Source organism: Ramlibacter sp. AN1015, from assembly GCF_037726105.1.
Taxonomy (GTDB): domain Bacteria; phylum Pseudomonadota; class Gammaproteobacteria; order Burkholderiales; family Burkholderiaceae_C; genus Ramlibacter.
Window position 1 is genome coordinate 422,547 of sequence record NZ_JBBJUM010000003.1, and the last position, 22,115, is coordinate 444,661.

The window sequence follows — 22,115 nt, forward strand, 5'->3', positions numbered from 1 at the left end:
CCTGCTGCAGCGCAACCATAGCGCAAGCCCGACCCGGCGCGAACGAAGCTTCGCCGCCCACGTTGTGCCGCGAAGGCCGCACACAGCGGCGGCCCCGAGGACGAATCGGCGATTCCTTCGGGTTAGAATGCGTCCGTTGTGGGGGGGTAGCTCAGCTGGGAGAGCGTCGCGTTCGCAATGCGAAGGTCGGGAGTTCGATCCTCCTCCTCTCCACCACAATCTTTTCAAGGCCTTGTTCTACAAGGCCTTTTTCTTTTGGGCCGAGGCACTCCGGGAATCTCGAAGTTGCCTGCGCCGCGCCGCCGACCGCCCCCCACCGGCGCGAGTCTCGCAGCGCAGGAGCAGTAGGCGCCGCTCACCGCGCAGAGAGATGCGCGGCCTGCATTTCCTACTTGGCGTAGGCGCCGCTGCAAGCGCCGCCGGAAGCAAGTTCCAGCTTCGCGATGGCGGGCTTGGCTTCGGCTTCGGGAACAGCTTCCAGATCCGCCCCGCCCTTCACCAGCCCCATCTTGATGAACTGCCGGTAGAAGTAGTTCTTGCCGGCCTCCAGCATGATGGCCAAGTCGTTCGGCGAGAACTCGGATTCGGTTGACAAGGTGTGCTTGCCCGGCGCCGCTTCGGTGTAGAAGAACACGTCCGGGCCAGACTCGCCGATGCACTTGCCGTCGATCCAGACGTCTTTCTTGAGCGCCTTGCCTACGAAGCTGTCCCGGTAAACGTAGACACCCGCCACGCCGGCCGCCGGAGCAGCGAATTGCTTTGCCTTGTCGGAGGCTTCCTTCGGCTCCATCTTCACCGATGCGCAACCGGCGAGGGTTGCAACGGTAATCAGTCCCAGTGCGATTTTCTTCATGAAATCCACTCCTCTTTCTGGAACAAATATCGTACTCGACAGGAATTGCTTTCCGGACCGGTCCACAGGCATGCAGCTCACGCAAGGACCACGAAGTTCGAAGCAACGTCACCGTTCGGGCGTGAAGCCAAGGCCCGAAGAAAACGTGCGATCGTGACGGCAGCGTGCGTCGAAGCGGATGCCTTTGCTCACTCCTTCAACCACCGCGCCTTGATGCTGCGGCCTTTGATGCGCCCCTCGTTCAAGCGCGCCACGACCTCGTGCGCGATGCCGCGTTCCACCGCGACATAGGTGGCGAACTCGTTGATGTCGATCTTGCCCACTTGCTCCCGGGTGTAGCCCAGGTCGGCTGTCAGAGCGCCCAGCACATCGCCGGGGCGAATCTTCTCCTTGCGTCCGGCTTGCAAATGGATGGTCGCCATGACCGGCAGCAGGCGGCCACTCGACGGGGTCGAGAGCTCGGTCAGCTCGTGCCATACCGATTCCCGCCCCTGCAGTTGCTCGATGCGCCCCACCGCGCCCATTTCGTCGAGGCTCGCCAGGCTGAGCGCCAGGCCGGTCTGTCCGGCTCGGCCGGTGCGGCCGATCCGGTGCACGTGCACTTCGGGATCGACCGGCACGTCCACGTTGATGACGGCAGCCAGACCAGCGACGTCCAGTCCCCGCGCTGCCACGTCGGTGGCGACCAGCACCGAGCAGCTGCCGTTCGCGAAGCGCACGAGCACCTGGTCGCGTTCCCGCTGCTCCAGATCGCCATGCAGGGCGAGCGCACTGTAGCCCTGCGCCAACAGCAGTTCCACCAGTTCGCGGCAACGCGCCCGGGTGTTGCAGAACGCGAGCGTGCTGGCCGGACGAAAGTGGTCCAGAAGTCGCGCTACCTGCCCCAGGCGCTGGGATTCAAATACCTCGTACCAACGCTGCTCGATCTGCTCGTCGCCGTGCTGCGCTTCGACTTTCACCGTGACGGGTTGGCGCAGGAACTGCGCCGCGAGCTTGGCGATGCCTTCGGGATAGGTTGCCGAGAACAGCAGGGTTTGCCGCTGCGGGGGGCACTGTCGGGCCACCCTGGCGATGTCATCGGCGAACCCCATGTCCAGCATGCGGTCTGCTTCGTCGAGCACCAGAGTGTTGAGGCCGTCGAGCTGCAGGTTGCCCCGGTCAAGGTGATCCATGACGCGACCGGGGGTGCCGACCACGATGTGCGCACCGTGCCCCAGGCTGGTGGTTTGCCCTCGCAACGGTACGCCGCCGACAAGCGTGATGACCTTGACGTTGTCCTCGGCGCGGGCGAGGCGGCGGATCTCGGTGGTGACCTGGTCCGCCAGCTCACGCGTCGGGCACAGCACCAATGCCTGCACGGCGAAGCGGCGCGCGTTGAGGTTCGCCAGCAGGGCCAGCGCGAATGCGGCAGTCTTGCCGCTGCCCGTCTTGGCCTGTGCGATCAGGTCCTTGCCCAGGAGCGCGGCCGGCAGGCTGGCGGCCTGGATGGCTGTCATTTCGAGGTAGCCGAGGCGGCGCAGGTTGGCCAGCGTGGCGGGCGGCAGGGGAAGCGTTTCGAAGCTTGTCTGGAGTGCTGAGGACATGGTCCGATCATTTCACAGCGCTCTGGCGGACAATGCGCCTCCCCCCTGACCGAAGAATCCCGTGAGTCAATCCCCCGTCTGGCCCGGCAAGATCCTGGCTCTACTGCGCGCCGGCAACCCGACGGCCGCGATCGCCCAGATCAAGGTGGCGCCCAGCGTCCGCGACCTGCGAGCCTTGGAGAAAGCGCTCGACGCCGCTCGGCTGACGGGAAAGTGGCGCGATGTCGATGCCGCCATCACCGAAAACCTGCAAGCGCTCTCTGCGCCCAGGCTGCACCGGTCGCCATGAGCGCCACGAGCTTCGAGTCGCTGGGGCTGTCCGCGCCGCTGCTGCATGCGTGCGCCGAAGCGGGCTATGCGTTCCCGACCGCAATCCAGGTCGAAGTCATCCCGCTCCTGCTGCGTGGCCAGGACCTGCTCGCCTTGGCGCCGACCGGCTCCGGCAAGACCGCCGCGTTCGCGCTGCCGTTGCTGCAGCGGTTCATCAATGGTCGGCAGCATGCATACCGGCGGGTGCGCGCGCTCGTGCTGGTGCCGACGCGAGAACTGGCGGGACAGGTAGGAGAGACTTTCCGCCGGCTGGGATCGTGCTGCCCTCGTGCGCTCAAGGTCGCGGTGCTTCATGGCGGCGTTTCGGTCAACCCGCAGATGATGGCGCTGCGTGGCGGCGCGGACATCGTGGTGGCCACACCGGGGCGGCTGCTCGACCTGCTGGAGAGAAATGCGGTACGGCTCGACGCCGTCGAGGCACTGGTGCTGGACGAGGCCGACCGCCTGCTGGATCTGGGCTTTTCAGCCGAACGCGAACGTGTGCTGGCTGCACTGCCGGCCCGCAGGCAGAACCTGCTTTTCTCGGCGACCTTTCCGCCGGAGGTGCAGGCGCTGGCCGATGGGTTGCTACGCGACCCGGCGAGGGTCGATGCCACCGCCGAGCCACGCCTCGAACCCGCGATCGTCCACCGAGCGATCGCAGTGGACGCGCCGCGCCGAACCGAGCTGCTGCGTCATCTGGTCAAGCAGGAGGGCTGGCGGCGCGTGCTGGTGTTCGTGGCCACCCGCTATGCCACCGAACACGTCGCGCGCAAGCTTCACGACCGCGGCGTGCGCGCCGCACCCCTGCACGGCGACATGAGCCAGACGCGCCGCAGCGAGGTGCTGGCGGAGTTCAAGGACAGCCGCTGGCATGTACTGGTGACCACCGACCTGGCGGCCCGCGGCATCGACATCCCCGGCCTGCAGGTGGTCGTCAACTACGACCTGCCGCGCTCCGCAAACGACTACGTGCACCGCGTCGGCCGCACAGGCCGCGCGGGCGCCGGCGGACTCGCCGTGAGTTTCGCGAGTGCGGGCACGCAAGCGCATTTCCGGCTGATCGAGAAGCGGATGAAGCTCCTGTTGCCGCGTGAGCGGGTGGCGGGATTCGAGCCCGTCGATGAGACGGTGCCCACGCCCGAGGCCGCGCCCGGGAGCGGCGGCATCAAGGGAAAGAGGCCGAGCAGGAAAGACAAATTGCGGGCTGCTGCCGCTTTGGCGGAGCAGCGCGGAGCGAAGGGCTCGTAGAAGGCATCGGGCGCGAGGGACCACCCCAATGGAGGACTGCTATACATTCGCTGGCGGTACACACCAACCGAGAGAATCCCATGTCGATCCCATCCGTCCTGAAAGCCGCCGTGGTCGCACTGGCCGTTGTGACCGGTGCGCCGCTTTTTGCACAAGCCACACCCATCAATGCGGCAGCATTCGACTCGCTGGTCGCTCAGGGCCCCGTGGCCGACGCGGCAACCGTCGCGTCGAGCACATGGGCAAGCAAGATCAAGCAGGCCGGCACGCTGCGCCTCGGCGCCACCCAGACGTCGAACCTCTTTTCGCAGCTCAACGAGAAGGACGGCAAGATCCGCGGGTTCGATGCGGGGCTGGCGCAGCTCCTCACCCGCTACATCCTGGGCGACGGGTCCAAGTACCGTTTCACGCAGGTCACGTCGTCCACGCGCGAACAGGTGCTCATCAACGACCAGGTGGACATGGTGTTGGCGACGTATTCGATCACCCCTGCCCGCGCGGAGAAGATCTCTTTCGCCGGGCCCTACTACACCTCGCAGGCGGGGGTGCTGGTCAAGGAGAACGACAAGACGATCCAGTCGTACAACGACCTCGCCGGCAAGAGGGTCGCCACCCAGGCGGGATCGACGGGGCCCGCGATCCTTGCGCAATTCGCGCCCAAGGCGGTCGTGCAGGAATTCCAGACACATCAGGAAGCCCTCGACGCCCTGCGCCAGGGACGCGTGGCGGCCTACGTGACCGACTACACGCTGCTGCTGAATGTCCTGAGCCTCGGCGCCGGCGAAACGCGTCTGGCTGGTGCTCCCTTCGGTCCGCAAGACCAGTACGGCGTCGGACTGCCGAAGGGCTCGGACGGCGTAGCCTTCGTCAATGACTTCCTGAAGAAGATCGAGGCGGATGGCACCTGGGCCAAGCTGTGGACGGTGACCATCGGACAGCGCACCGGCAGCACGAACGTTCCGACGCCGCCCCCGATCCCCTGACCGATGGAGAGTGTCGTCGGGCTGCTGGCCGACTACGGGCCTGCCTTCGGACAGGCCCTCTTGCTCACCTGGAAGCTCACGGCGCTGTCGTTCGTGGCCGGCTTCGCGCTCGGCGTCGTCGTGACGGTGGCCCTGCTCCTGCCGCTGCGGCCACTTCGTTTCGTGCTGACCGGCTACGTCGAGGTCTTCCGCAACATTCCGAGCGTCGCGCTGCTGGTCTTCATCGTGTTCGCGCTGCCGGATCTCGGTGTCGTGATCGACTATGAGCCGAGCGTGATCCTGACCCTGACCCTGGTGTGCTCCGCATTCACGGCGGACTATCTGCGCACGGGCATCAACACGGTCGATCGCGGCCAGATCGAGGCCGCCCGCAGTCTGGGCATGCGGCCGCTGGTGGTCATCTCATCGATCGTGCTGCCGCAGGCGATGCGCTCCGTCGTGCAACCGATGACCTCACTGCTGATCGCGCTGATGTTGTCGACGTCGTTGGCGTCACAGGTCCCCCTGCCGGGCCGCGAACTCACGGCGCTGGTGGCCAAGATCGCCAACGACTCCGCCGCCGGGATTTCCGCCTTCGCAGTGGCTGCTGCGATGTACCTGGTATCGGGCCTGCTCATCGCCTGGGCGGGCGCCACCCTGGAAAAAAAGGTGCGGATCCTGCGATGAGCCGCGCCGTGGAAGACATTCTCTTTGCCGACCTGGGGCCCAGGGCGCGGGCCATCACCCGCGCCCTGAGCGTGACCGTCGCGACAACACTGCTCGTACTGGCCGCAGGGATCGTCTACCGGTTCCATGCCGCGGGCCAGTTCGCAGGGAGGCTCTGGGAATTCTTCGCCTGGGAGAGTACCTGGATCTTCCTGGGCAAGGGCCTGCTCGGCACGCTCGCTTCGGCGGCAGCGGCGGCCGCCATCGCACTGGTCCTCGGGCTGGTGCTCATGCTGGGCCGCCAGTCGCGGCTGCGGCTCGCGCGCTGGCCGGCCGTCGCGATCATCGAATTCCTGCGCGGCGTGCCGACGCTGCTGCTCATCTACGTGTTTTTCCTGGTTCTTCCGTCGGTCGGGATCAAGCTGAGTGCCTACTGGATGTTGACCTTGCCCGTGGGCCTGAGCACCGCCGCCGTGGTCGCGGAGGTGTACCGCGCAGGCGTGCTCGCCGTTCCCCGCGGCCAGACCGATGCGGCCCGGGCGCTGGGTCTCAGCGAAGCACGCGTCTTCGCTCATGTCGTGTTTCCACAGGCGCTGCGCTACATCGTCCCCGCACTGGTCGCACAGCTGGTGATCGTGGTCAAGGACACGACCTTCGGCTACGTCGTCACGTACGGCGAACTGATGCAGAACGCCAAGGTGCTGATCTCCAACTACCGGTCTCTCGTACCCGTGTACCTTGCGGTGGCGATGCTGTACTGCTCGGTGAACTACGCCATTTCGAGGGCAAGCCGCCGGCTTGGCCGGCCGATACCTTGACCGTTCGCGTGCGCTCGTGCGCCGGTGACCGGTGACCGGTGACCGGTGACCGGTGACCGGTGACGATAGGTTTCCCTGAAAAGGCTCTTCTGGCCGGAAGCGGACGTCTGGCGGGTTGATGACTGCGCAACCGCGGCCCACTGCGTCCCGTCCGCCGCACGCCGCGTCAGCGCCACTTTCAAACGCCAGGCAGGTCCTACTACCCCTCGGCCTCTTCGCGCGCGCCGTCAGCGCTTCAGCACGTCCTGCCATTCGGAGTGACGGGCGATCTGAGCCTTGGCAAACGGACACAGCGGGATGACGACGCGACCCTCCGCCCGCGCGTCTTCCACGCCGCGGCGCACCAGCGCCAGACCGACTCCGCGGCCGCGCAGTGCGTCCGGTACGCCGGTGTGATCAATGATGATCATCCGTTCGCCAGTGCGCGAATAGGTCATCTCGGCTTCGTGGCCGCCCAGCCGCACTACGTAGCGACCTTTGGACGATCCCTCTTCCCGTACGATCGTGAAGCTGTCCTTCGAAGTCGGCGTTTCGCCCATCACCGTTGCTCCTTCTCTTCTCTCAGGGGGTGGAGCGCGCGCGGCCGGCGTGGCTCGCCGATGGCGCATTCAAGGGCGCCGGCATTCCATCCGCCAAGGTCGGCCGCCGCTCGATAGGTGGTGCCGAAGAACGCCATCAGCGCCGCTTCCGGATCGGCGGCCTGCCGCACCGCGTCGTACGGCAGAAGAAATTCACCGAGTTCCCTGCTGTAGAAGGCGCCCTCCGGCGCGACCTGCGCTTCGGCGAAACCGATCGGCGCGGGATAGGCGTAGGAATAGAAGGCCGGATAGTCGATCGGCCCGCCGCCCGGCCAGAAGCCGGCCGAGGACACCTCGTGGCTATAGGCTTCGCGCGTGACTTCGTCGGGCAGCGCGGGGATGCCGCCTGGGTGCATGGGCGCGTCTCGCCCGGAAAAGCGCGTCACCGCCAAGTCGAAGCTGCCCCAGAACAGGTGCACAGGGCTGACCTTGCCCAGGAACCCCGTGCGGAAGCGTTTCAAGACGCGGTCCGCCAACACGCTGGCGCGGAAGAAGCGGCTGACGGCGTCGCGCTCGTATGGCCGCTCAACGCGATCCTCGACAAATGGCAACGCGTCCGCCACCTCGTTCGGCCGTCCATGGAAAGCGGGCGTAGCCCCAAGCTCGCCGAGCAGTCGGAGGAAGTGCGCGTGGAAATCGGCTACCGCCATCGGACCGAGGGCAAATCGCGCCGTTCTCCCGTCGGCCGCCGCGCCTACCACTGCGTGATCGACGAGATCCAGGGTGATCTCCACCCCGCCCGATCCATCGGGCACGAGCGAGGTGGTGAAGCCGCGCGCAGTCACGTAGAGCGTCGCGTGCCAGGAATGGTTCTGCCAGGGAGCGTGGGCGAAGCGGTACTTGCCGATCATCTGCGCATACAGGTGCAGCGCCGAACAGGTCTCGCGCCAGGGCGAATAAGGTATGTCTGGCCAGGTCGGACTCATGCGGTCTGCCTTTCCTGAGGTGGTGAGATGCCGGAGGAAACCGACCGTCCAATTCCTAGGTGTAGTGCGTGATCGGCACCGAGGCATCGTAAGCGAGGCGAGGAGCAAGGCGAAATTCCGGTGTACCCGACCCGCAAGCACAGCACAGCACAGCACAGCACAGCACAGCACAGCACAGCACAGCACAGCACATGCTGCCCAAGGTGCGGCTGCGAGCCGGTACGTGCGTGAGGGTGACCTGGGCTCAGCAGGTACAACCTCAGCAAACATGATGGGTTCATGCCCGGCTGCAGTGGTGCTGCGTCGTACTCCGGATGGCGTGACAATCGTGCGCCGTCAACAGGAGAACGCTCATGAACTACGTCGATGGATTCGTGATTGCCGTGCCCACTGCCAGGAAGGAGGAGTACCTCCAGCATGCCGCCGTGGCCGCACAAGTCTTCAGGGAGCTCGGAGCCCTGGAGGTCGTGGAGTGCTGGGGCGACGACGTGCCGGAAGGCAAGGTCACTTCGTTTCCGATGGCCGTCCAGCGCAAGGCGGACGAAACCGTCGTGTTCTCCTGGATCACCTGGCCGTCCAAGGCCGTGCGCGACGATGGCATGAAGAAGTTCATGGACGAGCCGCGGATCAAGGAGATGAAGGACATGCCCTTCGATGGCCAGCGCATGATCTTCGGCGGCTTCCAGGTCGTGGTGGAGAACAGGTGATGCTGCAGGCTTCCCCGATGTACTCGTACATCCCGGCCAAGGACATTGCCCGCGCGCGCCGGTTCTATGAGGACACGCTCGGGCTGCGCCCGAAGGAGGAGACGAACGGAGGTGTCGTGTACGAGTTCGGCGGCGGCACGGCCGCCTTCCTCTACCCCACGCCGAACGCCGGCACCTCACACGCCAGCCAGGCCTTCTGGTCAGTGCAGGACATCGACGCGGAAATGCAGAGGCTCAAAGCCCGCGGTGTGCAGTTCGAGCGTTATGACGACATGCCCGGCGAACGCAGCCCGCAGGGAGCCATCACCGCTGGCGGCGCCAAGGCAGCCTGGTTCAAGGACAGTGAGGGCAACATCATGGCGCTGATCCAGACCTTGGCGAAGGGCTGAACACCGGAGACGGCAAGCAGCTCCTGCGCCGCAGCACCTTGGGCAGCTGGTATCAGTTCGGAACGACGCGCCAGATCTCGCCGTCGTCGTTGGCGGTGTAGAGATTCCCCTTGGGGCCTTGCACCAGCGTGCGGGTTCGCGTCGAAGGCAGATCGACGGTCGCATCATCGACCGCCATGCCGCGCTCGTCGAGTTTGAGCACCACGATCCTTTGCCCGCGCATCAAGCTCACGAGCAAGCGGCCGTTCCATCCCTTCCACTGTTCTCCGTCGAGAAACAGCGCCGAGTCCATTCCGCGGCCACTGCCGTTGTAGACCCAGCTTGGGGGCATCGCGTCGGGAAAGCGCTGGGTGTCGGTCATCGGCATCGTGTTGGGGTTGCCCGCGTAGCCGCAGTAGTCGTCGGGGCAACGCAGTCCCGGACGATTCTGCGGATCCCATCCGGCGTTCCCACCCGCGACCAGCGCAGTGACTTCGTCGCTGTGGTTCGGTCCGTGCTCGGCGGTGAACGGCCGGCCGGCGTCGGGCTGCCCCGCCGGCCGGAAGGTGATGCCCTGCACGTTGCGATGACCGTAAGTGAAGATGCGCGGGTCGCCTCCGGCCGGCGTGTTGTTGCCCGGCGCCGCCGCGCCGTCGCGGTTCACGCGCAGCACCTTGCCTCCGAGACGCTTCAGGTCCTGGGGCAGCGTTGCGTTGTGGTTGTCCCCGGTGGTGACGTACAGATATCCGTCCGGGCCGAAACGCATTCGCCCGCCGCTGTGGGCGCCGGCGGCTCCAGCTCCATTGGCCGCATGCTTGTAGGCAATGTCCTCGATGATGTCGGTACGGTTGCTGACACTCGTTGCGTCGGCGTTGAGGGTCAAGCGGACAACCCTGTTGGTGGCCGGTGTGCGCAAGCTCGATGCCATGAACACATAGATGTCGCGTTTTCCCTTGGCGAAATCCGGATCGACCACGATGCCGTGCACACCGCTCTGGCCTTGGCAAAACAGATCCGGCGCCACGACAGCCGAGCCGGTGGTGCCGAACAGCCGGACCGTCTTTCCGTCGGCAAGGCGAGCCGATACGCCGCGACACTTCTCGGTAAACAGCATCACGCCGTCGGGCGTGAAGGCAATGTCCCACGGGTTCTGCAAGCCCGTCATCACGACGGTACGGGTCAGCTTGGGCGCCTCGGCTGATGGGGCGGCAGCCCATACCGGCAGCAGGCTTGCAGCGAAGCCAACGCTGGCGCCCAGTAGAACGCCGGCCAGGGCGCGCGCAGGAATTCTGGACATTCGGTTCCGATTCATCTTGATCTCGTCGCGGGGGAATGCGCGCGAGCCGTGTGAGGCCGATCATGCGCTCACCTGTTCGCGCGAGTTTCGGGGGCGGGTACGGTGCCGCCAAGCCCGGTGCAACGGCTACGCCTGGGCTACCTTCAGCGGCCTACTGCATGGTGATTCTGCAAATCCACTGACCTTGTCGGCTGTGCGAGTTCGCCACTGTCGGAGACGACCTACAGGGTTGCGAACCTCCGCGGGTCCCCGTTCCATCGACTCCGCCGCGCACGAAGAAGCCTGTCGAACAAAACTGGAGAGCTGGCGCAGTCGCAGCATCAGCAGGGCGCCGCACTGCTCATGCTGGACGTACCGATGCTGCCCTTGAGCGGGTCGGCCTTGGCGGCGGCGAGGAATTGCACCTGCGCCCGCCAAGAGCCTCCTGCGGGTCGGCATGGGACGTGTCTCCTCAGAAGATCGGCTCTGTCCACTGCAGCTGCTTGGGTGAGATGCCGCGCCGGACGGCCCTGGCGGCGGCCAGGCCGGCGATCTCGCCGGTCTGGGTGCACCAGGGGAAGTTGCGCATCACCATGAAGATGGTCTCGAAGGTGAACGACAACGAGGCGCCGGTCAGCAGCAGGTTGTTCACCTCCTTGGGCAGGAAGCAGCGGAACGGCACCTCGAAGGTGTACTTCGCATAAGCGTCCCAGAAGAAGGTCTTGGTCATCGGCTTCGTGACCGCATCCGGGAAACGCCGGCCCTCGCGCGCGTCATCGATGGAGAACACGTACTCTCCGATCGGATGGCGCCCGTCGCGCACGCCCACGTAGCGGCCCACGTGCGAAATGAAGGCGTTCTGGAAGCCCGGCACGTACTTCGTGAGAAAGCGCGCCTCGGCGTCGATCAGCCGCCGCAGCTCCTTCTTGGCGCGCGAGGCATGCTCGGCGTCGTCGTCCATGTGCAGCGCCCACTCGTAGGGCACGTTCTGCCACAGGATGAAGGTCCCGGGTCCCTGGATCGGGCTCATGTCCACGGTGGGATGGCCGATGTAGTGGTCGCCGTAGACGCCTTTGTCCGCCAGGCGGGGCCGGTACAGCTCCGGCGGGATGTCGCCGGCGGCGCGCGCCTTGTTGATCAGGTTGCTGAGAGCGGGATCGTTCTCGCGCTTCTGGTAGGCGGCGGTCTCGGCGAAGTCAATGCCGCTCATGATCCACAGCAGGCCGCCGGGAATCGGGCGGCTCTGGCCGTCGGTAAGGGTCTCCGGCTGGCGGCCGCCGCCCCGCACGAAGGGCGCACCGGCGCGCGCCACCACTTCGCCCGTGCCGCTGCCTTCGACGAACACCTTTGCGCGAATGGCCTGGCGGCCCGCCACCGTCTCGATGACCGCGTGCGTGATGCGACGCGCGGCGCCGTCGGGCTCCATCTCCACATCGACGAAGGAAGCGCCGTAGATCGCCTGCACACCGGCCTCTTCCAGCATTTTCACCATCACGTTGCCGGCGCCGTCGGGATTGAAGGACACCCGCCTGAACGGACTGCCGGGCGGCAGGTAATAGTCGTAGTGGGATAGCGCGTTGCCAGCCCAGTGCGGCAGGTTTGTCTCGTTGGCCTCGTAGATGCAGCCCTCGCGCGCGAAGCGGTCCATCAACTCGGTGTGGATGCCACCGACTCCGGGGTTGGCCGCGCCCTGCAGGCCCGATGTGTGGACCCCGCCGGGCATGTCGAACTTCTCGACCAGCACGACGCTGCAGCCTTCGCGCCGCGCACGCAGGGCCGCAGCGAAACCGCCCGGGCCGCCGCCGATGACGACGACATCAACGTCGGCGACGACGGGATCGCCGCGCAGGCTGGTGCTCGGCGCTGCGGGTGTACTGCGGTGGTTCATGACGATTGCTAACCTTCTTTGTCATTCGGTCGGCGTAAAGCCGGACTCGCGCACGATGCGGCCCCAGCGTTCGTGCAGGGCGCGCAGGTTCTGGCGGAACTCCGCTGGCGAACTGCGGGCCGGCTCCAGTCCCATGCGAGTGAAGCGCTCCTGCACATCGGGTTTTTCCAGCATGCCGTGCGACAGCGTGGCTATCTGCTGAATGCTGCCTGCGGGAACCGCGGCGGGCGCGTAGAGGGAGTAGGACTCCTCGATCAGGATCTCGGGAAACCCGAGTTCGGTATAGGTAGGCACCTGCGGCATGAAGCGCGAGCGGGTGGAACCGGTCGTGGCCAGCAGCCGCAGCCTGCCCTTGGAGGCCACGGGCAGTGCGTCGCCCGGCGTCAGCACGCCGGAGGCGATCTGGCCGCCCAGCAGGTCCTGCACCAGCGGCGCCATGCCTTTATAGGGCACGTGCGTGTATTCGATGTTCGCGCGCCGCCCGAGCATGATTCCGGAGAAATGGGCGCTGGTGCCGGCGCCGGGGGACCCGAACGATGCCTGCCGCGAATTCGCCTTGGCCCAGGCCAGAAAGTCAGGCAGCGACTGCACGCTGGCCGGCACCCTGTCGCTGATGGCCAGCACGAAGGGGAACTTCGCCAACGGCGTCACGGGGGCGAAGTCCTGCAGCGGCTCATAGCGCAGGTTGCGATAGATGTGCGGAAACAGCACCATCATGCCGCTCGGGCTCAGCAGAAGGCTGCTGCCGTCGGCGGCGCCTGCCTTCACGTGCTCCACCGCGATGCGGCCGCTGGCACCGGGCTTGTTCTCCACCAGCACCGTTTCGGCGTGGCGGCCCCGCAGATGCTCTGCCAGCAGGCGGGCGGTGACGTCAGATGAGCCGCCTGCCGGAAAGCCGGTGGTGATGGTGGCGAGCTGCAGGCGCGCCTGCGCCAGGGCAGGCAATCCGGCGGCGGCGGCAAGCACGGGCAGGCTGGCGCGCAGCAGCCCGCGGCGCGAGATGGCGGTGGTCAGGGCTTCGATCATTTCCATGTGTCTCCTGACCTTCACGGTAGGGCGTCGCAACATCCCGACCAAGCGAAAATCGAAGCAATTACACGTGGTGAAATCTGGTGGAGAGCGTCAAGACCATCCGAGCGGTAGAGCGATCCTTCGAAGTGCTGCGCGCGCTGCAAGCCATGCCGCAGGGCGCGACGCTGGTCGAGCTGCAGGCGGCGACCGGCCTTTCAGGGCCGACCCTGCTGCGCATGCTCAAGACGCTGATCGGGGTGCAGGCGGTACGGCGCAGCACCACGGACCAGCGCTACCGCAACAGTGTGCAGCTGCAGGGGCTGACCCGGGGCATGGAGCCGGCGGAGCGGCTGGCGGATGTGGCGGCGCCCTGGCTCGACAGCCTCTGCCAGCAGGTGGAATGGCCGTCCGATCTCGCTGTACACCAGGGCGACGATGATTTCCTGATGGTGCTGGAGTCCAGCCTGCGGCAGTCACGCTTTTACGTACGGCGCCGCGGTGGCAGGGTGCGGGTCAACCTGCTCGGATCGGCAGCCGGAAGCGCATATCTGGCCGCACTGCCCGCTGCCCGTCGGCAAGAGCTGGTGCAGGCAGCGCGCTGCGGGCGCGATCCGCACAACATGGCTGTGATCGCAGCCAGCGACCTCGAACGGCGCGTGGAGGAAGCGCGTCGCCGAGGCTATGCCGCCCGCCACCCACAGTACAAGGGCGGCGGCTACAACGGCGTGCCGCGCGATGATGCGCTGCAGGCGATCGCCGTGCCGATCGTGCACGGCGGCTGGGTGCTTGGCGCCCTCAACATCAACTGGAACCGCGCTGCGATGACCGAGCGAGAGATGGTGCGACGCCACTTGCCGGCTCTGCGTGCTGCGGCGCGCGGGATCGGGGCGGCGGCGAGCGACCAGATGCTGCTCTCGGAGCTGTCCGGCTTGGAAGCCGCCGCAGCGCCACAGGAACTGATGGCGCTGCGTAACGCACCCTGATCCGCCAGCCGCCGCGCCAGAACAACGCGCCCTTCACGGCAAGCCTGGGCGAGCAGAAGATGCCTCGCGCCCGGACCGCCTGCTGGTAGAAGGCCCACGTCGTATCGGGCAACGACGCGAGCGTCTGAACACGCGCCAGGTCCTGCTCAGGCGCAGCCTCGTTCAAGCCTGCGTTCCGGCCGAAGGGGAAGTCCGCCCGAGGCGCGACTCAAAGGCCCAGCAGCTTCTTGGCCTCGCCCAGTGCCGCCATGGATTCGGTGTGCTTCCCGGCCTTGTGGTGCGCTTCGCCTTCGGCCCGCAGCTTGGCGACCTTGTCGGCGTTCGCCTGCGACATCTGCGGCTTGGTGGCCAGTTTGGCGTCGATGGCCTTCATCTCGTTCGGGCAGTTGTGCGCGAAGGCCGCGCCGGTGAAGGCCAGACCGAGGGCAACGAGCAGGGTGCGCATGGGTAGTCTCCTGATGATGGATCTGCACACCATAGGCCAGCGCAGATGCACCCGACTCCGGATCAACCCTGATCTCCGCGCGAACAGGACCTCACTTGCAGCAATTGCTCACCAACGACACCGTCACTCGCAAGTGCGCAGGAAAGCGCAACCGCCGCGACTGCCCGCGGGTCGCGCAACTCTGCAGGCGAGCCGACTCGCACCGCAGATGCTCCCGGGAGACAATCGAATTTTTCTCAGGAGCTCGTGATGATGACGGACATGGGCGGCGGAATGATGGTTGCCGGCCTCGTGCTGCAACTGCTGGTCTTTCTTGCTTTCATGTGGGTGCTGTACATCGTGATCCGGGCAGGCGTGCGCGACGGCATCGATCAGTCGAGACTTGGCAAACTACCGGGAACGTCACAGCCGGGACCTGGTTCGACGTTCGGACCGGGGGCCTAGGCGCCGAGCTCGGCGACACGGCCGCATCGACAAGGGATCGATCAAGCCGAAGAGCCACGCCGGCTGGGCCGGCGCGCGGACGAGACCATCGGCGCAGTGGGATCGGCGGGACCACGCAACGGCTATGCAGCGGCGACCGGCTTACCCTTGCGCTGCCGCAGACTGTCGCTCCCCGACGGTTTCGGCCCGTGCGGCGCCGCTCCCGCCTCCCCCACCTGGCGCGCCGACGCAGGGTCCACCGGAATGAGCAGCCGCACCGCGCACCCGCGTTCGGGCGCGGCATCGATCTCCAGGCGAATGCCGGCTTCCTCAGCGCGCCGCGTCATGCCGGCCAGGCCGCGGCCGCGGTTGCTTCCCAGCTCGCGCGGCAGCATTCCGGTGCCGTCGTCGCGAATGTCCAGCACCACGCCGCAACGCGTCTCGTCGAAGTAGCAGCCCACGGTGAGGTGGCGTGCCTGCGCGTGCCGCAGCGCGTTGGCCACCGCCTCCTGCGCGACGCGCAGGGCATGGGTCACCGTCAACGGTCGAAGCTGCTCGATGCATTCGTGCGGCTCCACGTGCCAGTGCAGTTCGACGCCCATGCGTGTCAGGCTGGGCTGGAGCCGATGGCGCAGGGTGCCCAGGCCCTCGAGCAGCCCAGGAGGTGTCGTCGTATGCAGGCTGTCCACCGTGATCTTCAACTCCAGCAGGCAGCGCTCCAGCCCCAATGCCAGCGCCTGCTGCTGCGGGTCGCGCGGATCGAGCGAGGACAGCAGCGCCACGAGCTGGGAGCCAACGCCGTCGTGCACCTCCTGCGCGATCCGCTGCCGCTCGCGCTCGGCAGCTTCGCTTTGCGAAGGCTGCGCGTGCCGCGGCTCCTCGCCGCTCCTGAGCGTGGTGACCTTCCACAGGCCGATCAGCGCGGCCGGGTAGGTGAACAAGGCAGCCAGCACCGGCGCAGAGGCCGCATCGCTCCAGAATTCCGCAGCGATGGTCGAGATCAACAGGAGCGTCGAGAACACGAAGATGCGCGCTTCGTCGCGGCTGCGCCAGGGGCTGCGCCGCGCCGCGACGCGCAGCAGCAGGCACAGCGCAAACGCCGCGTTCGCCAGGATCCAGGCCGTGTACCACTGCCCGTTGCCGCCCGTGATCCACAGCAGCAGCAAGCCGGCGCCGGCGGCGAGCTGCCCCAGCCAGATCGGCAGCGTCCGGCGGACTGCACGGGTTCCCTCCAGCATGAGCCTGCACGCCACCGCGATGCACACCTGCAGGGCCATGTGCTCGATGAACTCGTCCTGCCTGCCGGGCATGTGGTCCGCAAAGCGCGGCTTCCAGACGAGGAACACCGTCCAGGCGACGATCCCGAGCGCCAGCAGCTGATCGACCAGGCGCGAGGGGAGCCGACGGCTCAGCACGGTGAGCATTCCGGCGCTGAACACCACCAGCAGCAAGCCGAACAGAAAGCCGACCTGGTCACCGTGGAGCATGGCGCCTTCCGTGCCGGTTCAGATCAGGCGCCGGCGGGTTGCCTTGCTGACCGCCTGTGCACGCGAGTTCACGTGCAGCTTGGTGTAGACGTTGCGCACGTGCGTATGCACCGTCTGGACGCTCAGGCCGAGCCGCTGGGCTATCTCCGGATTGGTGTAGCCGATGGCGATCAGCTTGAGCACCTCGATCTCGCGCGCAGACAGCGGCACGTCTTCGTCCTGCGTCATCTGCGCTGCCCAGCCCGGCGCCGGCGCCGGCGCGGCAGCGGGTCGCAGCCGTTGCAGCATACGGCGCGCCAGCGTCGGCGTGATGGAGGCGCCTCCGTTCCAGACCTGCAGCACGGCCGTGGCGAACTGCCCGAAGGCGGTGTTCTTGGTCAGGTACCCGGCAGCCCCGAGCTCGAACGCGCGCAAGGCCCGCTGCTCGTCGTCCATCACCGAGATGACGATGGCCTCGGCATGGTCGCGCGTGCACTTCATGTATTCGATCAGCTCGAAACCCGATCCGTCGCCGAGGTTCAGATCGACCAGCATGACATCGAAAGTGCGCGTGGCGATCAGCCGCTTGCCCGACCGCACGGAGCCGCCGTGGGCAACCAGGTGCATGCGCGGATCGGCCTCGAGCTCCTTCACCACGCGAGCGCGTATGTCGGGATCGTCGTCGATGACGATCACCCGCACCGGCCGCCCCGGTTCGCGAAACGGCAGCGGCGTCAAGGCGGAAAGTGTTCCGCCATTCGTCGGCGATTCGGCCGGGAGCCCCGGCATTGCGGAGAAAGCGTGCGACATCGGCCCACCCTTACATCTGTTTACGCAGTGTAGGAAAGACCTCGCTCCATGTGCAAATCAAGCCGGTGCCGCAAATAGAACGCAGGAATTCGCGAGTGGCGGAAATAAAATCTTAAAGGCTACCTTGTTACAAAAAATAGAGCTATGCCACGTTGCCGCAGGTCCACGCCACCCTAGCCCTCACCCGGCAACAAAGCGCGCCGCCAGAGCCTGCAGCTGCGCCTCGTCCAATTCTCCCGCCAACAGGCGCAGACGCAGCAACGCCGTGAGCTGTTCGTAGCCGGCCCGTGCGAGGTCGCGCCGCGCCTGCGCCAGGCGTTCTCGCGCATCGATCACATCGACGTTGGTGCGCTCGCCGCCGGCGACGCTGCGCTCCGTGGCCAGGACGAGGGCCTCGCCCGCCGCCACTGCTTCCGACAGCGCCTCGTAGCGCAGCGTGCCCTGCTGCAGCACGGCGTAGTGGCGGTGCAGTTCGACATCCAGTTCGGCGCGGCGGATGTCCAGCTCCGCCTGTGCGCGATCCACCAGTGCAGCGGCCTGCCGCACCTGGGCCGACACGGCGCCGCCCGAATACAGCGGCACGTTCAGTTGCAGCCCCACGGTGCGGGTGCTCGAGCTTTGCTGGAACGTCGCCGTGGTCTCCGATGCGCTGCGGCCGGCGCTCAGCAGCAGGTCCAGGCGAGGCAGATGGCCGCTTTGCAGGCGCCGCATTTCCTCGCGCGCGACCGTGACCGCATGCCGCAGGCTTTCGAGCTCGGCGCTGGCCGCGTGCGCCCGGCGTCGCCACTCCTCCAGCGAGCCGGGCGCTTCCACGCGGGCCGCGGCGCCGGTGCGCAGCGTGTGCAGCCGCGCGAACGGCACGCCGACCAGCGCCCGCAAGGCCTCGAGCCGGTTGGCATAGGCGTCCTGCGCCTCCACCAGCCGTGCACGCACCAGGGCCCGTTTCGCGCTGGTCTCGAGGACCTCCGTGCGGGTGCCCTCGCCCGCGCGCAGGCGCTGTTCGTTGGCCTGCAGGAGCGTATCGAGCGCCGCAAGCTGCGCGCGCACCAGTTGCACCTCCTCCTGCGCGACCAGGGCCTGCGAATAGGCGTCGAACACGCGCACGATCAACTCCTGCTGCCTGTGCCGGAACTGCGCCTGCGCTTCGGCCGCACGCGCGATACCCTGGCGGCGCGCGGCCCACCCTTCGGGGTTGAAGAGGGGCTGGCGCAGCTGGATGGCGTTGGTTCTGCTGGTGTAGTCGCCTCGGTCCTCGCGCGAGCCGTCGGCGGCATCGACGACGGCGGAGTTGCGGTTGGTGGACAGCACCGCCGAAATCGATGGCAGCAGCGACGCGCGCCCGATCGCCTCGAACTCCTGGCCAGCCCGCTGGTCGGCGATGGCCGCCTGAAAAACCGGGTCGTTCGCACGGGCGGCCATGTAGGCTTCCAGCAGCCCGAGCGAGGCATCCGGCTGGGCACCGGCCGCGCCGCACCACGCGGCGGCAACCACGGCCGCCGCCCCGACGATCCGCCGCAGCTTCGGGACGCGCACACGAAGCGTCATCTCACTCCTCCGTCAAGGCCATCGCGAGGTGGTCGCGCAGCGGGCGCAGCAGGTAGTTGGCCATCGTGCGTTCGCCGGTCTTGACGAACAGGTCCACCGGCATGCCGGGGCGCACCGGCAACTGCGCCAGCAGCCGCTTGCCCTCTTCGGTGATGTGCGCCTCCAGGCGGTAGTAGGCCGAGCCGCTCTTGTCGTCGACCAGCCGGTCGGCCGAGACCTCGGTGACAACGCCGGGCACGCGAGGCGTGACGTTCTGATTGAAGGCCGAGAAGATCAGCTCCAGCGGGAGTCCCGGGCGAACCGAATCGACCAGGTGCACGGGCAGCTGCGCCTGCACCACCAGCGGCTCCGAAAGCGGCACGATGTCCATCATGCGCAAGCCCGGCGCTACCACGCCGCCTTCGGTGAAGACACTGAGGTCGGCCACGATCCCGCTCACGGGCGCACGCACCACCGCAGTGGCCAGCTGGTGCTCCAACCCCTCCAGCTGGCTGCGCAGCACGTCGGCTTCCTTCTGCACGTCGGCCAGCTGGGTGCGCACCTCCATCTGGTATTCCTGCAGCCGCTGCAGCCGCCGCAGCTTGAACTCGCTCGCCTGCCGCTGCGCGCGGTGGATGTTGCCCAGGTCCTCCGACAGCGATGCCGCGAGCTGTGCGTAGCCGCGTTCGAGCTCCAGCAGCCGGTTGCGCGGAACATAGCCGTCGCGTGCGAGCTCGCGCAGGTTGTCGATGTGCTCCTTCATCAGGCGCTGCTGATCGAGCTTGCCGCTGCGCGCGGCCTGCAGCCCGGCGCTGTGGGCCTCGATGCCCGCGATGCTTTCGTCGAGCGCCGACAGCTCGGCCTGCAGCGAGAAGCGGCGCGACGAGAAAAGCTGCTGCTGCACCGCCATGATGGCGGCTACGCGCGGCTGGCTGCGCGCTGCCGCCTGGGTGTCGGCGGCGAACGAGATCGCGGTGCGGCCGTCGCGCTCGGCCAGCAGGCGCGCCTCCGTGCTGCGCGCCGTGTGGTACTGCACCCGGGTGCTGTCGGCGTTGGAGCGCGCGTGCACCGAATTCATGCGCACCAGCTCCTGTCCGGCGACGACGCGCGCGCCCTCTTGGACCAGGATGCGTTCCACGGTGCCGCCGATCTCGTGCTGCACCGCCTTCTTGTTGCCCGAGACGGTGACCGTTCCGGTGACGGGCACGCCCTGGTCCAGCGGGGCCAGCCCCGCCCACAGCAGAAATCCGCCGAGGCCCACGAGGACGAGCAGCCAGCCCCAGCGGCCGAATCGTCCGGCATTGGTGTCGGGCGCCTGGTCCATGGACGCGAACGGTTCCTGCGGCATGGGGGTAAAGGGTGTGGTCATGGCAGTGCTCCCGTTCAGGCGGTGGTGGTTGCGCGCTCGGCATCGTCGGTTGCGGCGACGCGCCGGCGCGGCGCGCGCAGCTTCGCGCCGGGCGCAGCCGCGTGCGAGCCGGACAGCCGGGACAGCTCGCCCAGCACCTCCTGCGTCGGTCCGAACGCCTGCACCGAGCCCTGGCGCAGCAGCAGCAAGCGGGTGGTGGCGGCCAGGGTGCTCGCCCGATGCGAGATCACCACCACGGTGGCGCCGCGCTCGCGCAGCTGCCCGAGCGCCGTCACCAGGGCCTGCTCGCCCATGTCGTCGAGGTTCGAGTTGGGCTCGTCCAGCACCAGCAGCGCCGGGTTGCCGTACAGGGCGCGCGCCAGCGCGATGCGCTGCTTCTGTCCGCCCGAGAGTCCGCTGCCGCCCTCGCCCAGCACCGAGTCGTAGCCCTGTGGAAGCTGCAGGATCAGCTCGTGCACGCCGGCCTGCCGCGCCGCCTCGACCACCTGCTGCGGATCGATGTCGCCGAAGCGCGCGATGTTCTCGCTCACGGTGCCGGCGAAGAGTTCGATGTCCTGGGGCAGGTAGCCCACGCACGGTCCGAGCTCACGCTTGTCCCAGTGCTGCAGGTCGGCGCCATCCAGCCGCACCTTGCCTTGCGTGGGAGCCCACACGCCCACCAGCAGCCGCGCCAGCGTGGACTTTCCCGAGCCGCTGGGGCCGATGATGCCGAGCACCTCGCCTGCCTCGACGGCAAAGCTGATGCCGCGCACCGCCGGCAGCGTGGCGCCGGGCGGCACTGCGGTCACGGCCTGGGCTGCGAGCTGCCCCTTCGGCCGGGGCAGCGACATGGCGTGCGCGCGTTGCGGGCTCTGTTGCAGCAGCTTGGCCAGGCGGGCGTAGGCGCTGCGGGTGGCCGCCCAGCCCTTCCAGCTGTTGATCAACTGGTCCACAGGGCTCAGCGCCCGCCCCATGAGGATGGAGGCGACGATCATCATGCCGGGGGTGATGCGCTGCTCCAGCGCCAGCAGCGCGCCGAGCCCGAGGATCAGCGACTGCATGGAGACGCGCACGAATTTGGAGATGGCCGCGACCGTGCCGGCCTTTTCGCTGGCCTGCGCCTGCAGCGCGAGGAAGCGGCCGTGCAGCCGCCACCAGCGGCCCATCAGCGCCGGCAGCATGCCCATGGCCTCGATCACCTCGGCGTTGCGCAGGTGGTTGGTAGCCAGGTTGCCCGCCTGCACCGACAGCGCGTTGGCCTGCGCCAGCGGTTTGCGCGACACCGCCTCGTTGGCCCAGGCCAGCCCCACCAGCAGCAGCGTGGCCCCGACGGCGAAAGCGCCGAGAACCCAGTCGAACAGGAAGATCACCGCCAGGTACACCGGAAACCAGGGCGCATCGAAGAAGGCGAACAGCCCCTGCCCGGTGACGAACTGGCGCACCGTGGTGAGGTCCTGCAACGCGTTGCCGGCGTTGCCGCCGGGCTGGCGCAGGTTCTGCTCGAAGGCGGCGGTGTAGACGCGCTGGTTGAGCTTCAGATCGACGCGGGTTCCGACGCGCACCAGCATGAAGCTGCGCACCAGTTCCAGGCCGTTCATCAGCAGGTAGGCACCCAGCACCATCACGGTGAGCATCCACAGCGTGGTTTGGTTTGCGCTGGCGAGCACCCGGTCGTAGACCTGCAGCATGTACAGCGACGGCACCAGCATCAGCAGGTTGATGATGGCGCTGAAGGCGCCCACGGTGCGGAAGGACGCGCGGCAGGCGCCCAGCGCCTCGCCGATCTCGTTGTTGGGAAAGCGGAAGACGCCGGCCCGGGCGGGCGCGGCATCGCCGCTCACGGCAGCGGTGGTGGATTCGAGCGACATGATGGCCTCGGTGCGAAGTGGCGATGGGGCTCGCGCGGCCGGCGCCGGCCGC

Annotated in this window: 22 protein-coding genes and 1 tRNA gene; 10 read left to right on the forward strand and 13 right to left on the reverse strand. The window is 67.4% G+C overall.

Annotated features, from left to right (window positions below):
- The first annotated feature begins 140 nt into the window (after positions 1 to 140).
- Positions 141 to 216: transfer RNA gene (locus WG922_RS07220), tRNA-Ala, on the forward strand.
- 172 nt (positions 217 to 388) lie between these two features.
- Here WG922_RS07220 and WG922_RS07225 read toward each other — a convergent pair.
- Both WG922_RS07225 and dbpA read right to left on the reverse strand, forming a co-directional pair.
- Positions 389 to 853: a DUF2846 domain-containing protein gene (locus WG922_RS07225; protein WP_340281701.1), complete on the reverse strand. Its 465-nt coding sequence runs from the start codon at positions 851 to 853 to the stop codon at positions 389 to 391.
- A gap of 188 nt (positions 854 to 1,041) precedes the next feature.
- Positions 1,042 to 2,436, reverse strand: a complete 1,395-nt coding sequence (gene dbpA, locus WG922_RS07230) for an ATP-dependent RNA helicase DbpA (protein ID WP_340281704.1) — start codon at positions 2,434 to 2,436, stop codon at positions 1,042 to 1,044.
- Positions 2,437 to 2,497: 61 nt separating this feature from the next.
- Here dbpA and WG922_RS07235 point away from each other — a divergent pair, with 61 nt between their 5' ends.
- From WG922_RS07235 to WG922_RS07255, 5 genes are all read left to right on the forward strand, one after another.
- A complete protein-coding gene (locus tag WG922_RS07235; protein WP_340281706.1) occupies positions 2,498 to 2,725 on the forward strand; it encodes a hypothetical protein in 228 nt (75 codons plus the stop codon).
- Positions 2,722 to 3,996, forward strand: coding sequence for a DEAD/DEAH box helicase (locus tag WG922_RS07240; protein ID WP_340281707.1), 1,275 nt, complete (start codon positions 2,722 to 2,724; stop codon positions 3,994 to 3,996). The genes WG922_RS07235 and WG922_RS07240 overlap by 4 nt, the downstream gene beginning before the upstream one ends.
- A gap of 80 nt (positions 3,997 to 4,076) precedes the next feature.
- Entirely contained in the window at positions 4,077 to 4,979 is a 903-nt protein-coding gene (locus WG922_RS07245; protein WP_340281708.1) for a glutamate ABC transporter substrate-binding protein, read from the forward strand.
- Positions 4,980 to 4,982: 3 nt separating this feature from the next.
- On the forward strand, positions 4,983 to 5,645 hold the full coding sequence (locus tag WG922_RS07250) for an amino acid ABC transporter permease (RefSeq protein WP_340281710.1): 663 nt from the start codon (positions 4,983 to 4,985) through the stop codon (positions 5,643 to 5,645).
- Positions 5,642 to 6,442 carry an amino acid ABC transporter permease gene (locus WG922_RS07255; RefSeq protein ID WP_340281711.1) on the forward strand — a complete coding sequence of 267 codons (801 nt, stop codon included), beginning with the start codon at positions 5,642 to 5,644 and terminating at the stop codon, positions 6,440 to 6,442. The genes WG922_RS07250 and WG922_RS07255 overlap by 4 nt, the downstream gene beginning before the upstream one ends.
- A gap of 227 nt (positions 6,443 to 6,669) precedes the next feature.
- Here WG922_RS07255 and WG922_RS07260 read toward each other — a convergent pair whose 3' ends face one another.
- Both WG922_RS07260 and WG922_RS07265 read right to left on the reverse strand, forming a co-directional pair.
- Positions 6,670 to 6,981, reverse strand: a complete 312-nt coding sequence (locus tag WG922_RS07260) for a GNAT family N-acetyltransferase (protein ID WP_340281713.1) — start codon at positions 6,979 to 6,981, stop codon at positions 6,670 to 6,672.
- Entirely contained in the window at positions 6,981 to 7,946 is a 966-nt protein-coding gene (locus tag WG922_RS07265) for a DUF5996 family protein (protein WP_340281715.1), read from the reverse strand. Before WG922_RS07265 ends, WG922_RS07260 begins: the two co-directional genes overlap by 1 nt.
- Positions 7,947 to 8,299: 353 nt before the next feature.
- On the opposite strand from WG922_RS07265, the gene WG922_RS07270 reads away from it, so the two are divergent.
- Both WG922_RS07270 and WG922_RS07275 read left to right on the forward strand, forming a co-directional pair.
- On the forward strand, positions 8,300 to 8,653 hold the full coding sequence (locus WG922_RS07270; protein WP_340281717.1) for a DUF1428 domain-containing protein: 354 nt from the start codon (positions 8,300 to 8,302) through the stop codon (positions 8,651 to 8,653).
- Entirely contained in the window at positions 8,653 to 9,042 is a 390-nt protein-coding gene (locus WG922_RS07275; RefSeq protein WP_340281828.1) for a VOC family protein, read from the forward strand. Before WG922_RS07270 ends, WG922_RS07275 begins: the two co-directional genes overlap by 1 nt.
- A 52-nt stretch (positions 9,043 to 9,094) precedes the next feature.
- Here WG922_RS07275 and WG922_RS07280 read toward each other — a convergent pair whose 3' ends face one another.
- The 3 genes from WG922_RS07280 to WG922_RS07290 form a co-directional block, all read right to left on the reverse strand.
- Complete coding sequence (locus WG922_RS07280) at positions 9,095 to 10,318, reverse strand: PQQ-dependent sugar dehydrogenase (RefSeq protein WP_340281719.1); 1,224 nt, start codon at positions 10,316 to 10,318, stop codon at positions 9,095 to 9,097.
- Between the two features lie 451 nt (positions 10,319 to 10,769).
- A complete protein-coding gene (locus WG922_RS07285) occupies positions 10,770 to 12,185 on the reverse strand; it encodes an FAD-dependent oxidoreductase (protein WP_340281720.1) in 1,416 nt (471 codons plus the stop codon).
- 21 nt (positions 12,186 to 12,206) lie between these two features.
- Complete coding sequence (locus tag WG922_RS07290) at positions 12,207 to 13,217, reverse strand: Bug family tripartite tricarboxylate transporter substrate binding protein (RefSeq protein ID WP_340281722.1); 1,011 nt, start codon at positions 13,215 to 13,217, stop codon at positions 12,207 to 12,209.
- A gap of 80 nt (positions 13,218 to 13,297) precedes the next feature.
- Here WG922_RS07290 and WG922_RS07295 point away from each other — a divergent pair, with 80 nt between their 5' ends.
- Entirely contained in the window at positions 13,298 to 14,179 is an 882-nt protein-coding gene (locus WG922_RS07295; RefSeq protein WP_340281723.1) for an IclR family transcriptional regulator domain-containing protein, read from the forward strand.
- A gap of 208 nt (positions 14,180 to 14,387) precedes the next feature.
- On the opposite strand, the gene WG922_RS07300 is transcribed toward WG922_RS07295, so the two are convergent.
- Complete coding sequence (locus tag WG922_RS07300; RefSeq protein ID WP_340281725.1) at positions 14,388 to 14,624, reverse strand: hypothetical protein; 237 nt, start codon at positions 14,622 to 14,624, stop codon at positions 14,388 to 14,390.
- A 249-nt stretch (positions 14,625 to 14,873) separates the two neighbouring features.
- Here WG922_RS07300 and WG922_RS07305 point away from each other — a divergent pair, with 249 nt between their 5' ends.
- Positions 14,874 to 15,068: a hypothetical protein gene (locus tag WG922_RS07305; protein ID WP_340281726.1), complete on the forward strand. Its 195-nt coding sequence runs from the start codon at positions 14,874 to 14,876 to the stop codon at positions 15,066 to 15,068.
- A 122-nt stretch (positions 15,069 to 15,190) separates the two neighbouring features.
- On the opposite strand, the gene WG922_RS07310 is transcribed toward WG922_RS07305, so the two are convergent.
- The 5 genes from WG922_RS07310 to WG922_RS07330 all read right to left on the reverse strand — a co-directional run bounded on the left by WG922_RS07310 (position 15,191) and on the right by WG922_RS07330 (position 22,063).
- Positions 15,191 to 16,534, reverse strand: coding sequence for a sensor histidine kinase (locus tag WG922_RS07310; protein WP_340281728.1), 1,344 nt, complete (start codon positions 16,532 to 16,534; stop codon positions 15,191 to 15,193).
- Positions 16,535 to 16,552: 18 nt separating this feature from the next.
- Positions 16,553 to 17,251, reverse strand: coding sequence for a response regulator transcription factor (locus tag WG922_RS07315; RefSeq protein ID WP_340281730.1), 699 nt, complete (start codon positions 17,249 to 17,251; stop codon positions 16,553 to 16,555).
- A gap of 252 nt (positions 17,252 to 17,503) precedes the next feature.
- Positions 17,504 to 18,868: a TolC family outer membrane protein gene (locus WG922_RS07320; RefSeq protein ID WP_340281731.1), complete on the reverse strand. Its 1,365-nt coding sequence runs from the start codon at positions 18,866 to 18,868 to the stop codon at positions 17,504 to 17,506.
- A 1-nt stretch (position 18,869) separates the two neighbouring features.
- Entirely contained in the window at positions 18,870 to 20,216 is a 1,347-nt protein-coding gene (locus WG922_RS07325; RefSeq protein ID WP_340281733.1) for an HlyD family type I secretion periplasmic adaptor subunit, read from the reverse strand.
- Positions 20,217 to 20,230: 14 nt separating this feature from the next.
- On the reverse strand, positions 20,231 to 22,063 hold the full coding sequence (locus tag WG922_RS07330) for a type I secretion system permease/ATPase (protein WP_340281734.1): 1,833 nt from the start codon (positions 22,061 to 22,063) through the stop codon (positions 20,231 to 20,233).
- Positions 22,064 to 22,115 lie beyond the last annotated feature (52 nt).